This window comes from Alteromonas gracilis (assembly GCF_043642145.1).
GTDB classification, from domain to species: Bacteria; Pseudomonadota; Gammaproteobacteria; order Enterobacterales; family Alteromonadaceae; genus Alteromonas; species Alteromonas gracilis_B.
Window position 1 is genome coordinate 111,326 of the sequence record NZ_JBHZRZ010000003.1, and the last position, 13,932, is coordinate 125,257.

At 46.4% G+C, this 13,932-nt stretch carries 7 protein-coding genes and 1 other RNA gene; 2 read left to right on the forward strand and 6 right to left on the reverse strand.

Annotation, left to right across the window (positions count from 1 at the left end):
- Positions 1 to 117 precede the first annotated feature (117 nt).
- From ACHUFN_RS07470 to ACHUFN_RS07490, 5 genes are read right to left on the reverse strand one after another with little or no spacing between them, the layout of a single operon-like run.
- Positions 118 to 1,038 (reverse strand): alpha-E domain-containing protein, encoded by a 921-nt coding sequence (locus tag ACHUFN_RS07470; protein WP_394221703.1) that lies wholly within the window; start codon positions 1,036 to 1,038, stop codon positions 118 to 120.
- A gap of 11 nt (positions 1,039 to 1,049) precedes the next feature.
- Positions 1,050 to 2,525, reverse strand: a complete 1,476-nt coding sequence (locus ACHUFN_RS07475; RefSeq protein ID WP_394221704.1) for a circularly permuted type 2 ATP-grasp protein — start codon at positions 2,523 to 2,525, stop codon at positions 1,050 to 1,052.
- 10 nt (positions 2,526 to 2,535) lie between these two features.
- Positions 2,536 to 3,414 carry a transglutaminase family protein gene (locus tag ACHUFN_RS07480; protein ID WP_394221705.1) on the reverse strand — a complete coding sequence of 293 codons (879 nt, stop codon included), beginning with the start codon at positions 3,412 to 3,414 and terminating at the stop codon, positions 2,536 to 2,538.
- The gene (locus ACHUFN_RS07485) at positions 3,411 to 6,023 is read right to left on the reverse strand and encodes a circularly permuted type 2 ATP-grasp protein (protein WP_394221706.1); all 2,613 of its coding nucleotides are present in this window, start codon (positions 6,021 to 6,023) and stop codon (positions 3,411 to 3,413) included. Before ACHUFN_RS07485 ends, ACHUFN_RS07480 begins: the two co-directional genes overlap by 4 nt.
- A 20-nt stretch (positions 6,024 to 6,043) precedes the next feature.
- Entirely contained in the window at positions 6,044 to 9,343 is a 3,300-nt protein-coding gene (locus ACHUFN_RS07490) for a transglutaminase family protein (protein WP_394221707.1), read from the reverse strand.
- A 393-nt stretch (positions 9,344 to 9,736) separates the two neighbouring features.
- Here ACHUFN_RS07490 and rnpB point away from each other — a divergent pair.
- Positions 9,737 to 10,087: RNase P RNA component class A (rnpB, locus tag ACHUFN_RS07495), an RNA gene on the forward strand.
- 68 nt (positions 10,088 to 10,155) lie between these two features.
- On the opposite strand, the gene ACHUFN_RS07500 is transcribed toward rnpB, so the two are convergent.
- A complete protein-coding gene (locus ACHUFN_RS07500; protein WP_394221708.1) occupies positions 10,156 to 12,552 on the reverse strand; it encodes a TonB-dependent receptor in 2,397 nt (798 codons plus the stop codon).
- A gap of 342 nt (positions 12,553 to 12,894) precedes the next feature.
- Here ACHUFN_RS07500 and ACHUFN_RS07505 point away from each other — a divergent pair, with 342 nt between their 5' ends.
- On the forward strand, positions 12,895 to 13,881 hold the full coding sequence (locus ACHUFN_RS07505; RefSeq protein ID WP_394222093.1) for a DMT family transporter: 987 nt from the start codon (positions 12,895 to 12,897) through the stop codon (positions 13,879 to 13,881).
- The last annotated feature ends 51 nt before the right edge of the window (positions 13,882 to 13,932 follow it).

The following is a 13,932-nucleotide window of genomic DNA, read 5'->3' on the forward strand; positions in this document are numbered from 1 at the left end:
AAGCCCGCTTAATGCGGGCTTTATTTTGCCTTCCTATTCAATGTCACTGCTTTAATACCTACGCTTATCTATAATCTCTGAGAGCTTTGCGTACAGTAAAAAGCGAAAAGACGCACACTAATGTAAGAAGTATTGCTCCGCGAGTTGTTGATGAATATCGGCAAAATCAATTTGAAGTTCGTCGATATAGTTGTGCAATGCCCGTCCTCGAAGCGTAGCGACAGGCTGTTTTTCTAAATCGCTAATACTGTGATCAATTCGCTCTATCATTGCTTCGTTGTCGGGCAAATTCAGGAACAAACTCTTTAGCTTATTTAAGCAGAACAACACACTTCGCGGAAACTCTTTACTTTGAAGCATAAACAGCAATACGTCGCCCGGGCGTATGCGAACCCCCATTTTTTGGCGATACATTTGGTAGCCGCTCAAGCTTCTAAGAACGCTCATCCACAAGATATTTTCAAATGGCAGGTCGCTCATGTCTTCGGTAAGAGTAGATGAACGAACGTCAATTATTCTTGATGTCATATCAGAGCGTTCCAATGCTGCGCCGAAGCGCCAGAAGAAGTACCCTTCGTCGTGGCTCATACTGGCGTCCATGGTTCCAAACATAAGTAAACATTGGTTGATAACCTGCTTTAAGCTTGCAAAGCGGCCTCGTTTACTTAGAAAGCTTGTGCTGTTCTCTTTAACCGATAAGTGAAGTGCGTTTAGCGTTTCCCATACTTCCCTTGGTATAACGTCTCTAATTGTGCGCGCGTTATCTCTAGCATATTGAAGCGAGTTCAATATTGAAGAAGGGTTTCGGGTATCTACAGTGAGGAACTTAACAACGTTTTTCTCACTGTATTCGGTATAAATAGCCTCAAATGGCTCTCTGTTTCCCGTTATATCTAGCAATGGCTCCCATCCCGGTGAAAACCCTTTGGGTAAGTCCATCAACAAGAGGTTGTTTACATTAATCAGGCGGGCAAGGTTTTCAGCGCGTTCTACGTACCGCGCTGTCCAATATAGGGTTTCAGCAACTCGTGATAGCATGTCAGTCCCTCCTAATCCACAATCCAAGTATCTTTACTACCACCGCCTTGTGATGAATTAACCACGAGGGAACCTTTCACAAGGGCAACCCTAGTAAGGCCCCCCGTTGTTACGTAGGTGTGCGTACCTGAAGAGAGAACAAAGGGACGAAGGTCCACATGTCGCCCTTCAATGGTACTGCCATCAATTGTGGGAACGGTAGATAAATTCAAGGTAGGCTGGGCTATCCAGTTTCTCGGGTCAGCTTTTATTTGAGCAAGGGTTTCTTGTTGCTGCTTTTTGGTCGATTTCGGCCCAATGAGCAAACCATAGCCACCCGATTCATTGGCAGGTTTTATTACAAGCTTATCGATGTTATCTTCAACGTATTTAAAGTCGTCGGGCTCGTAACAGCGGTAGGTTTCTACGTTAGGAAGCTTTATTTCTTCATCCAAGTAATAGCGAATCATGTCGGGCACATAGGTGTACACCACTTTATCGTCTGCTACACCGGCCCCTGGCGCGTTAACTAACGTAACCTTGCCTTTACTCCATGCTCGCATAAGCCCAGGCACGCCAAGCATAGAGTCGGGATTAAACGCCTCAGGGTCTAAAAACATATCGTCAATACGGCGGTAGATAACGTCGACTCTGCGAAGGCCTGTGATGGTTTTCATGTAGACACAGTCGTCTTTTTCGACGGTTAAATCTCGACCTTCCACAAGTTCACATCCCATTTCCTGTGCAAGGTAGCAGTGCTCAAAATAGGCTGAGTTGTAGATACCCGGCGTAAGCACCACTACTTCAGGTTTGTCTTGAGGGCGTGGCGATAAGCTAGACAGCATATCGAACAGCTGCGAGGGATAATCGTTTACTGGAAGAATATCCATTTTCTCGAACAGGTCAGGAAACACGCGTTTTAGCACCGAACGGTTTTCCAGCATGTAAGACACGCCAGAAGGAACGCGAAGGTTGTCTTCTAGTACATAAATGGTACCGTCGCTATCGCGCACGAGATCAGAGCCGCAGATGTGTGCCCAAATACCTTTAGGTGGTGAAATACCTACGCATTGTTTTCTAAAATTCACTGACTTATCGAGGAGGGCTTTGGGAAACACGCCGTCTTTAATTATCTTTTGCTCGTGATACAAATCGTCAATGAACATATTAAGGGCTTTTACGCGCTGCTTAAGTCCGTCTTCTACCCGTTGCCATTCTTCGTTTGGAATAATGCGAGGAATAATATCAATGGGCCATGCTCGGTCTATTGAGCTTCCTTCACCGTAAACTGTAAAGGTAATACCCATTTCTTTAACCACCAGCTCGGCGGCGTCTTGCGCGTTTTTAAGTTCTTCTTCACTTAACTGCGACAAGTAATCCAAAAGCGGTGCGCCGTGAGGACGGGCTTTCCCATTTTTATCTATCAGCTCATCATAAAACTCGGAAAAATTGCAGTGTTCCAGACTCACAGCTTTCGATAACGTTTGACTTTGTTTTTGGCTACTCAAACTACGCTCCTTATTGTCCGCGATTCATATCCACTGAAACGTCTAAAACCTGATTTCCACCGCCAAACATAATACCTTTGAGCGGTGTGATATCTGCAAAATCTCGTCCGACAGCTAACGTAACGTGCTGGTCGTAGGGTTTCAAATTGTTGGTTGGGTCGTAATCAATCCAACCTGAGCCCGGTACAAAAAGCGCCACCCAAGCGTGGGTTGCGTCTGCACCAGTAAGTTTCTCCTGACCCGGTGGCGGAATTGTCTCGATATAGCCACTCACATAGCGCGCCGCCAACCCGATACTGCGTAAACAAGTAAGCGTTAAGTGCGCGTAGTCCTGACATACGCCACGTTTGTGCTCAAACACATGGCTTACTGGCGTATTAATTGTGGAAAAAGACGGGTCAAAGGTAAAATCGTTAAATATGCGGTTCATTAAGTCGTCGCACGACTCCACAACAGAGCGGTTAGGTGTAAACGACGCTAGGGTATAATCTAGAATAGCTTTATTGGCCTGTGTTAAGCGAGTTGGAATACTGAAAAACTGCGCGGCCAACATGCTCTGGTCTACCGGATAGCGGATTTGATCTCTCACGCTTTCCCACTGTGTGTTATGCGCAAACAAGCCTTGCAACGGCGCGCCTTGAATATCAACTTCACTGGTTGCAATTACCTGCATTTCTTCATGCAGCGTGGGTATTTCAAATACCGTTACGGTATTGTCGAAGTAATCTATAAACTCTGCTTGATAGTCTGGTTCCGGCACAATAGTGACACTGGCGCTTACTCTTTTTTGGTTAAAGGTATTCAGCGGAATTAGGCGCGCATGGTTTTGCGTTAGGCTTACCTTGTCGGAATACTTGTAGGTAGTGACGTGACGAATGGTGTACTTCATTTTTTCACCTCACTTTGGTTTGGGCTGTCAGCGTTCAGATTGCCTGTGTTTTGTGAACCATCATTATCTGGGGTGACTTGTGGGGAAGGCGCTTCATTCTCTATCGGCTTCTCGACAATCTGCACCGACGCGGTGCCAATACCTGACCAGTGCAGTTGTGATGCAGGCTTAGTGTGGCTGAAATATTGGGTTTGCATCATTTCACTAAACTTCTGCAGTTGTGAAGTTACGCTTTTCAATAGCGAAACCAAACCTGAAGGCGTTTGGTTAGTGTTGATGTTTAAGGTCTGTCTGTCAGCCAGCGCGAAGCTTGCTTTTAATTGCAATAGAATTTTCTCTGTGGTGCTTAAAAAACCGGGCTTAGCACTTACTGGCAGACTTTCACATAGCTCGGTTGTCTTTTGAATTTGATGGGCTAACGACCGCGGATATTCGGCGTCTAAAAGCAACAGCTCTAGTCCGGTTTCTATACTTTGAAATGCACGGTATCTGCGCCTATGAGTAATGGCGCTCACCTGAGCTACAAGCACAATTTCCAGTACGCTTTGTTGCTCGGCTTCAGGCAGTGGAAATTGCAGAAGGTTTTGTACCATAGAGACAAGTTGCTTACTTCGCTCTAAACGCCGACCAATTTCTATCATAAACGCGCCATTACTCTTAGACAGGCTGTCTTGAATTGAGCCGTTAAAGGCCATAGTTAACCCAATTAACTTATCGAGTGTGCTTTGCAGTCTGTGAGTGGGTGTTTGCTCGGTAATGGTACTGAATTCGTGGTGTTCTTCTTCTAAACTCTCAATAATGCGTAAGCTGTCGTAAGAAAGAAGTTCTCTTACTTGAAGCGCACTCTGCACCACCATGTTGATGCTGCTATACAGCCCGCCAGCGAAGGTGTTGTCTTTTAATAATGAGATTACCAGCTCTTTAAAGCCCACGTCACTATCGCCTAAATTAGGGGTATCTGTTGTAAGATACGGGTAGATTAACGCCTGCTTTTCTAATCCGGTTTTAAATCGAAGCAGGGCGTTTTTGTGGGCTTCATCTGGATAAATGGCAAGCTCGGTGAACTTGTCAATGAAAACCCTAACCAGCCGAATCACATTTTCGCTTCGCTCTACAGCGCAACCCAACCAAAATAGATTTTCAGCTGTTCTACTAGGAAGCAGACCTTCAACTAGCGCTAAGTCTGCGTCTGATTGCAGTGATTTAGGAATAGAGGGGGCACGCTCTTGAGGCGGTCCAATGGTTTCTACCCAGGTATCTTTTATTTCGGTTTTGCCATCGGTACGTGCTGCACTTGGCGTATAGCACATGGCCGATGGCAAAATGAACACCTGCCCTTGTGAATACAGTGCATAGCAACGCATAATCACAGGCTTACTTACTAATCCTGCGTCGTGCCAAAACGGGGTATGACAAAGGTCTACTTTTTTACGCCAAAATAAATCGGTTAACACTGCCGTTTGAAGTGTATTTGTGATGGCGTCAGCGTCTTTTTCACCGTCGTATTTCAATTCTGGGTCGACATAGCTTAATAACTCATATCCCGACCAATTGCTTTGCATTAAATTTTCTGCCGGATATGTTTCTTGTTGGCGAAGCAGCAACGCTTCGCCATTAAAAAATTCGGCAGCGAGAGGCAGATTGTTTTTTATCGCAGGAATTTGAATAGCCCCGTTGCCAAGGGGGGTGAGCAGTACCACATTTTGATTGCGTACCGCATGAATCAGCCCAGGAATGCCGAACGCTGAGTAGTCGACTTGCTCTAGCGAATCTAAAAATCGGTCTTCAATCCAGCGCAGAATAACGTCGACTCTGCGCAATCCGTCTAGAGCCTTAAGCCAAACTTGGCCTTTTCTCACCGTTAAGTCAGCACTTCGCACTAAGGTGTAGCCCATATAAGTGGCAAGGTAGGCCTGTTCAGAGTAGTACTGATCGTCAGGCCCTCTACATAGAATGACGATTCGGGGGTCATTAATGGTAGCGGTTTCTTGAACAATGGCATGCTGAAGTTGCTCAAAAAATCCGGCTATTCGCTGAACGCCACACTCTGCAAACTCTTCACTCATCACCCTTCTTGCAACAATTCGGTTTTCAAGCAGTAGCCCAAGCCCACGAGGGAACTGACAGTGATCGTTCAACATGAAGTACTCACCATTTACATCTTGAGCTATGTCGAACGCGCTTAGGAATAACCCGTTATTTAACGATGTCAGCGTGTGGCTCTCGGCAAGGTAATAGGGGTGACGCATTAAGTGGTCGGTAGAAAATACGCCGCTGGTGAGTGTTTGCCTGTCTGTATTTAGGTCTAGTAACACTTTATTGAGTAGTAATACTCGCTGTTCGATACCGCGGCTGATAATGTCCCAGTCTTGGCTTGAAACCAACATGGGTAACGGATCTAGTTGCCAGTTTTGACGCTCGTCGATATCGGCAAAGCCACTGTTTCGCATAAGTCGGCGAATTTCATTGGCTCTAAACGAAACTTCAGCAGTGTTAAGGCCTGACAAACGAGAAAATAACGTATTGAGCAGACGTTTGCTTTCATCGGGCACAGTGCTCGAAGTGATATAGCTGTTAAGCCACTCTGGCATGGTGAAATCTTCACTCATAAAATCGATTGTCACTTAAACTATAGTGTAGGAGGTCGGCGCAAATCCAGCGTGTTTGGATATTCTTCATTTTCGGCTTCCTCTAAAGGTAAATCAAAATCACTGTGACCTTCATGGTCAACCACGTATTGCGTAGCTAAGTGAGGCGACCACTCAGGCATAGATGGCGGTGTTACCGATGGTGTATGGCCGTGATCCCAAAACCGTGCAATGCGCCTTCCTTCTGCTTCAAAAGCGTTAACCGGCATAGTAGAGAAGCTGCGGCCACCTGGATGACTAACGTGGTAAGTAAACCCGCCCAAAGAACGACCTGCCCAGCTATCGTATACGTCAAAAACGAGCGGCGCGTGCACACCAATGGTGGGGTGAAGCGCTGATGCAGGGTGCCACGCTCTAAAACGTATTCCAGCTACGTGCTCTCCGCGAATATTGGTGGGCTTTAACGGTAGTCTGCGACCGTTGCACGACACTATGTATCGGTCGGTATGCATGTTTGAAACAGTAAGCTGAACACGTTCAAGTGAGCTGTCTACATATCGTGCTGTTCCGCTACCCGTCGCTTCCTCACCAAGTACATGCCAAGGTTCAATAGCACTAAATAGCGCTAGCTTAATTTGACCTACTTCACGGCTACCGCAGCGAGGGAAACGAAATTCAAAAAACGGGTCAAACCAGTCAAGTTTGATTGGAAAGTTGGCGGCATTAAGATCGCTACACACTTCAGCTATATCTTGCCGTACATAGTGGGGAAGCATAAAGCGGTCGTGAAGCTCAGTGCCCCATCGCACCAGTTTTTTCTTGTAAGGCTGTTTCCAAAACCACGCCAAAAGTGTGCGCAGAAGCAGCATTTGCATTAAGCTCATTCGCGCGTGCGGAGGCATTTCAAAACCGCGAAACTCTACAATACCTAAGCGCCCAGTGGGTGAGTCGGGGTTGAACAGCTTGTCGATACAAAACTCTGTACGATGGGTATTTCCTGTGAGGTCGGTAAGCAGGTGTCGCAAAAGGCGATCAACCAACCAAGGAGCGGGAACTTCGCCATCGGGAATTTGTGAAAACGCAATCTCTAACTCGTACAGCCTTTCATCCCTAGCTTCGTCAACGCGAGGGGCCTGACTTGTTGGGCCTATGAAAAGGCTTGAAAACAAATACGAAAGCCCTGGGTGATGCTGCCAATAAGTTATAAAACTTCGAAGAATGTCGGGGCGTTTTAGAAACGGACTGTCTAATGGTGTCGGCCCGCCCATGGTGACATGGTTTCCACCTCCTGTACCGGCGTGCCGCCCATCAAGCATGAACTTTTCTGTACCCAGTCGACAAGACTTCGCCATAGCGTAGAGCGAATGGGTGTTTTTCACTAGCGTATGCCAATCGGACGCGGGATGAACGTTAACCTCGATAACACCAGGGTCTGGTGTTACCGCAAACTTTTCAACGCGACTGTCGTAGGGCGGGGTATAGCCTTCTAGTATCACGGGAATATTGAGCCTATCAGCGATGGACTCAATAGCGTTTAGCAGCAGTGCATAATGTTCAAAGTGACTTACAGGCGGCATAAATACGCATAGCTTTCCGTCGCGTACTTCTATACAAAGGGCAGTTAATACTGACTTTTCACTAATATATCCTTTGTGAGAAGTTGGGGATGAGAGTGTGCCGGTCATGTCTGCCGGATCCCGTTCTGCTAGCGTATCTGGTGTACCTAAGCTGTTCAACGGCAAGCGATAGCCTAATGGAGAGTCGCCGGGTAATAAAAAGCAATGCCCGCGTTTAAATGACCAAACGCTACTTTGCCATCCGTCAAAAACGGTGTCGTAGGCGAGGGGAATAATAAAGCCTACGGGTTTATCCAAACCTTTTTCTAGCTTGGCCAAAAAGCCTTTGCGGGTCATAGCGTGAAGCAGTTCTGGGGCGTCGGGTGACGGGTCTTGTGGCAGGTTACCCTCTTGCCATAAATGATATAGCACGTCTTCATAAGCGGTGACGACAACCTTTTCATTTAATCCTAGCGCTGTGGCTAACTGAGTTGCGAATGCGCGTGCTTCATTTTCGGTAAAATCAAGGGTGGCATTGTTATCGGCAAGTAACGCTTGATTAAGCCAGATAGGTGTTCCGTCTTTACGCCAATAACAGGCATATTGCCAGCGGGGTAATGGCTCTCCGGGGTACCACTTTCCCTGTCCATAGTGGCGAAAGCCCTGATGACTAAAGCTTTCCACCATTTTCATGAAAAGCGTGTGGGCTAATACTCGCTTTTCCTTCCCATCAGCATCGGTATTCCATTGTTCGCTTTCCATATCATCAATAGAAATAAACGTGGGTTCGCCGCCCATGGTTAGGGTTATACCAGCGCTCACTAGGTCCTTGTCTACCTGGCCCCCAAGTTTATCAATAGCTGCCCACTGTGCGTCGCTGTAAGGTTTGGTGACCCGTGGCTGTTCGTGTAAACGTTGCACGTTGTTGTAGAAGCTAAATGTCGATTCACATTGGTCTATGGCACCGGTAACCGGCGCGGCCGACAAGGGTTCAGGTGTGCACGCCAATGGAATGTGCCCTTCACCAGCAAAGAGCCCAGAGGTAGGGTCGAGGCCAATCCAGCCTGCACCGGGCACATACACTTCGCACCATGCATGCAAATCGGTAAAGTCTTTTTCTGGGCCGCTCGGGCCATCAAGAGATTTTTCATCACTAGCCAATTGAACCAGATAGCCGGAAACAAAGCGCGATGCTAGCCCTAAATGCCGAAATAGCTGAACCAATAGCCAAGCAGAGTCGCGGCAAGAGCCGCCTTTTTTGCGCAAGGTTTCGTCAATGCTTTGCACGCCCGGCTCCATGCGCACACCATATTCAATCAGTTCGTACACGGCGCGATTAACGCTCACTAAAAAGTCGACCGTGGCAATGGGCTTTTCAGTTTGCTGATTAGTAATTAACTGCTTAAACAAAGACGATGCTTCTTCTGTTTCTAAGTAAGGTGTTAGGTCTCGAGCTAGGCGTTTTTCATAAGAAAATGGGAAAGTTTGCGCATAAGATTCTAAAAAGAAGTCGAAGGGGTTAATCACCGTTAATTCGGCGACGAGGTCTACCGTGAACCAGAATTTCTTCGTTTTTTCTGGAAATACAACACGAGCAAGATAATTGCCAAACGGGTCTTGCTGCCAGTTTATAAAATGATTCTCGGGATACACTTTCAGCGAGTAGCTTTTTATTGGTGTGCGACAGTGTGGTGCAGGACGAAGACGGAATGTATGTGGAGACATACTGATACTTTTATCATAGTGGTATTCAGTATGATGTGTGATCCCTACGGTGATTGTCATGCTATGGCTCCATTGCCAATTGATATACAAGTAGCATAAAAAATCACCATATATCCAAGTGGGCAAACTTACAAGAAGAAGCGATAGGAAGGACCGCAAAACCTAAAAATAAGGTTTTTAACTTTAGATTGATAACTCGCAGTATTGAAGCCGCTTTGTTACACGGCTCAACACCTCTTTATGCCTCGCATAGATAAGGCTTAGTGCTCGATAACACGGTATGCACATCGAGTGCGCTTGAGAGAGCAAAAATAGCCTAGAGCAAACGGGAACTCATTGAAATTGAGGTATCAGAGCTTTCGCCTGCTCTTGATAAAAATTTAGTTGAGCGATGCTTTTATGGCGAACAGGAATAGGATGCTATTACAGAACACTTCATGTAGAATGCGCCGCGGAGTTGGCCAGGCAATCGCCGCTTTCGTAAGAAAGGGGAGGAAAGTCCGGGCTCCAAAGGGCAGGGTGCCAGATAACGTCTGGGCGGCGTGAGCCGACGACAAGTGCAGCAGAGAGAAGACCGCCTAAGCATGTTTACATGCCGGTAAGGGTGAAAGGGTGCGGTAAGAGCGCACCGCACCTCTGGTAACAGAGTGTGGCAAGGTAAACTCCACCCGGAGCAAGACCAAATAGGATCCCTCAACGTGTGGCCCGCATGGGGATCGGGTAGGTTGCTTGAATCAGTGAGTGATTGCTGATCTAGAGGAATGATTGCCCACGACAGAACCCGGCTTACGGCCAACTCCACTCATTTCCCAAAGTAAGTGAAGCCTCTACCTGAAGGTATATTTCCTCAGGCAGAGATGTCTTCTTGTCCGTTACTGGAAGAAATAACGGAAGGTTGCGCCGATAGTGCGAGGCTGGTTTACAGTGAACCCAAGTCGAGCTCGGCCACCACGTTCTCTATCAAACGACAGTTCTGCGTTTTCATCAAACAGGTTGTTGGCATACAACAAAATTTCATAGTCATCATACGTTAATCCAAAGCTCATGTTCATTGTGCCATAATCATCTAGTAGCAAATCAAGCTCGGTGGCTTCGTTGCCCGTTGCGCCCCCGAAGGCAAGGCCAGAGGTAAATACACCTGCTCCGGCAACTTGGTCGCTAGGCTGTGTAATACGATCGCCAACGTACTGATACGATCCTTGGAAATACGTGTTGTTTGAAGAGAAAAGCGGCTCAGCTAAATCGTAAGTAAACGCAATAGCAAAGCTCTCTTCTGGTACTGACGCTAGGCGATTTCCGTCTGCAACACCGCCAAGCACTGCGCCACCACCATCTACAACCGTTGAATCAAACTCGGCTTCAATAATGCTGCCGGTTAATGAGAAAAACAGCTGTTCGGTAAACTGACGAGTAAGCTCAAATTCAATGCCTTGGGTGTGTGCATCAGGCACGTTAAACGAGACACGTGATGAACAAGAGCCTGCATCTAAAGTTACTTGAAGGTCTTCAATGTCGTTGTAGAAAGCCGAAACGTTGGCTGTCCAGCCACGACCTGACGACTTAACGCCAATCTCGTAGTTGGTTAGCTTTTCATCGTCATAATCTTGGAACGAACCAAAAATCGCCTCATCTTGGTCAGTACACAGACTTCTGTTCAGCGGGTCGTTTACGCCGCCCAGTCTAAACCCCTGAGACACTTGCGCATTCAGGTTAACGTTTTCGTTCACGCTATATTGGCCAATTACTCTTGAGGTAAAGCCGTCAGATTCTGTTGAGTCGGTCTGGTTATCACCATTGGAAAACAGCCCGCCAGAGATAAATTGACGCTCTTCTTCAAAGTCGTAAAAGCGTGACCCTACGGTCATTTTGAAATCATCATTCACTTGGTAGTTAACTTCGCCAAACACGGCTAGTTGCTTTAAATCGTAAGGTAAAAAAGCGTTGTAAGGTGAATCGGCCCCAAAACTATTGGCAACGGCTGCAGATGTGCCTTCACCTAATGTTGCATCAGTAAATGCATCGTAACCCGGTGTAGGCAGAGATTGGTCATAGACCCGATCAGTCGCTGAATAAAATGCACCAACAAGCCAGTCTAGTGCACCATCGTCATTTGAGGCGGCACGAAGTTCGAAAGTATCTTGTTCAACTTCGGTTCTATCTAATAGGTTTGACGGTAATAACACGGCTTCATCAGGAAAACCTAAATCGATACTTACAGAGCCTGACAAAGCGCTGGCATCACGGCTTACTAAAATGTCACGGTCGGTATAGCTGTAAACGAAGGTAAAATCGGCAATGTCGGCGCGGTATTCAGCTGTAAGATCTGCAATAAGTGTGTCGTCAGAAAAACCTTCTTCAAGCAGCAAGTACTGCTCTCGTTCACCTAGCTGAATCGCCGGGCGAGTTGTGGTGTAGGGGTTAGCAAAGACGTTGTAAACTTCTTGCCTGTTAAACCCATTCATTTCCAATTCTTGAAAGATCAGTCGTGGTGTAATGGTTAGCTTGTCGTTTGGCTCTATGATAAACGCAATGCGTCCTCCTGTTCTGTCACCGTCGTTAACATCCTCGCTAAACGCCCCGTTTTCTCCAAGCGCATCAATGAACCCCGCGTAATCAGTGCGGTAGAACACTGCGCGCATCGCAACGGTGTCAGAAATTGGCACGTTTACCATGCCTTTAACGTGGCCACCTACACCACCGTCTGTAACAGAGTTTAGATTGGCTTCGAATTTTCCTTCAAAAGTATCTAGCTCGGGCTGATTGGTAATGTAGCGAAGTGTGCCGCCGATAGAGCCTGAACCGAAAAGCGTACCTTGCGGGCCGCGCAACGTTTCAATACGGTTTAAGTCAAACAAATCTAAGTCGGGTGTGAACAACGACAGCGAGATAACGCTTTCATCAAGGTACACACCTACCTGCTCCTTTACGCCAGGCTGGTCACGTACAATTTGCCCTGCCGATACACCACGCATGGAAACTTGGCTTTGTCCCGGCCCTAAATTTTGAATAGAAACGCTCGCCACGTTTCTCGCGACATCTTCAAGGTTTCCAGCGCCGCTGCGCTCAAAATCTCGCTGTGTTTGTGCGTTAATTGAAAAAGGAATGTCTTCTATTGATTCTGCACGCTTTGTAGCAGTTACTATAATCTGCTCAAAGTCATCATCATCTGCTTGTTGTGTGTCCTGTGCCATTACACCAGAGCTGAGTAGCCCCATAATAGCCACGCTAAGTGTGCTGCGTCGAAACGTCGACTTTTCTAATTTAAACATAAGTCCATCCAGGTTGGGTTGTTTTTATTTTGTAATTAGGTAAGGGCGTAATGTGGCAAAAAAAGTTGGCCATTTCTACATTTTGAGAAATAAAACTTTCGCTTTTTTGGTGTTTTCTTTTGTTTTGTTGCTTATGTTGATGAAATGTTTATTTTATCTTGTTCTAATCTTGCGTCTAAAAAGTCAAAAAAACCGCCTATCTGGCTAAATACAACGGTTCAAATCTCATTATGATTAATGCCAATGATTTTTGTAAACAGACCTAAAAAAGTTGATGTTGTGAGCAATTTTCTCGTCACATGGATGAGGGAAAACCATAACTCTTGCAGCCTTAACATTGAGATGGAGACCAACACGTTGGATGGCATAGTTAACACACACTCAGCAGCGAAAGGCGTTGTTGCCATTGTTATTGCAAGCTTTTTATGGGGAACAACCGGAACAGCTGCTCAATTCGCACCTGCAATAAGCCCGCTTGCAATTGGCGCATTTGCAATGGGGGCTGGTGGCGTTCTATTGTGCTTCAGTGCGCGAAAGCTTTTGCTTAAAGAAGCGCGCCTCATGTTTTTAAGACCATGGATCTTTCTTTTTGGCAGTGCTTGTGTGGCCGTTTATCCCCTAGTATTTTATAGTGCCATGCGACTATCAGGTGTTGCGACAGGAACAGTAGTATCAATCGCCAGTGCACCTTTGTTTGCGGCTCTCTTAGAGTATTTCTTGAGTAGAAAGTCCGTTTCCTTAATGTGGGTTGTTAGCTTTGTTTTAGGCGCAATAGGAATTGGATTATTAGCCATGAGCAAGTCATATGGCACAATGGGTTTAGCAGAGCATCACAATAGTCAAGTAGCAGGTATCTTGTTAGGCTTGGTTGCAGGGTTAACCTATGCTGGATATTCATGGGCAGCGAAGCTGTTAATTGATACGGGGATAAACTCGAAATCTACCGTGGCTGCACTTTTTGGGTGTGCTGCTTTGATATTACTCCCTTCACTTTGGTTCACCGGGCAAAACCTGTTTGCTAACGCAGTGAATACCTCAGTTTCGCTTTACATGGCGGTAGTGCCGATGTTTTTAGGTTACCTACTATTTGGTTATGGGCTGCGCACTATTGAAGCTAGCAAGGCAACGCTTATTACACTTATAGAGCCCATTGTTGCTACCCTTTTTGCAGTCTTTTTAATTGGCGAAGTATTTGAGCCGGTGGGCTGGGTTGGTATGGCAATGGTTTGTCTCTGCCTCTTTTTTCAATCAGTTAAATTTCATGTTGTTTTCAGCGTAGTACGTCAAAAACAACGATGGAGAAAACCCTCAGCAGAAAATCTAAACTAGTCTCCAATGTTGAAGGGGTGAACGTGAGTGTGGTTAACGTTGAAGCGAATG

What these genes read in the sequence shown, in the direction of transcription:
- ACHUFN_RS07470 (WP_394221703.1), bottom strand. Translation starts at nt 1,038, where the DNA reads ATGCTATCACGAGTTGCTGAAACCCTATATTGGACAGCGCGGTACGTA.
- ACHUFN_RS07480 (WP_394221705.1), bottom strand. Translation starts at nt 3,414, where the DNA reads ATGAAGTACACCATTCGTCACGTCACTACCTACAAGTATTCCGACAAG.
- ACHUFN_RS07485 (WP_394221706.1), bottom strand. Translation starts at nt 6,023, where the DNA reads ATGAGTGAAGATTTCACCATGCCAGAGTGGCTTAACAGCTATATCACT.
- ACHUFN_RS07490 (WP_394221707.1), bottom strand. Translation starts at nt 9,343, where the DNA reads ATGACAATCACCGTAGGGATCACACATCATACTGAATACCACTATGAT.
- ACHUFN_RS07500 (WP_394221708.1), bottom strand. Translation starts at nt 12,552, where the DNA reads ATGTTTAAATTAGAAAAGTCGACGTTTCGACGCAGCACACTTAGCGTG.
- ACHUFN_RS07505 (WP_394222093.1), top strand. Translation starts at nt 12,895, where the DNA reads ATGGAGACCAACACGTTGGATGGCATAGTTAACACACACTCAGCAGCG.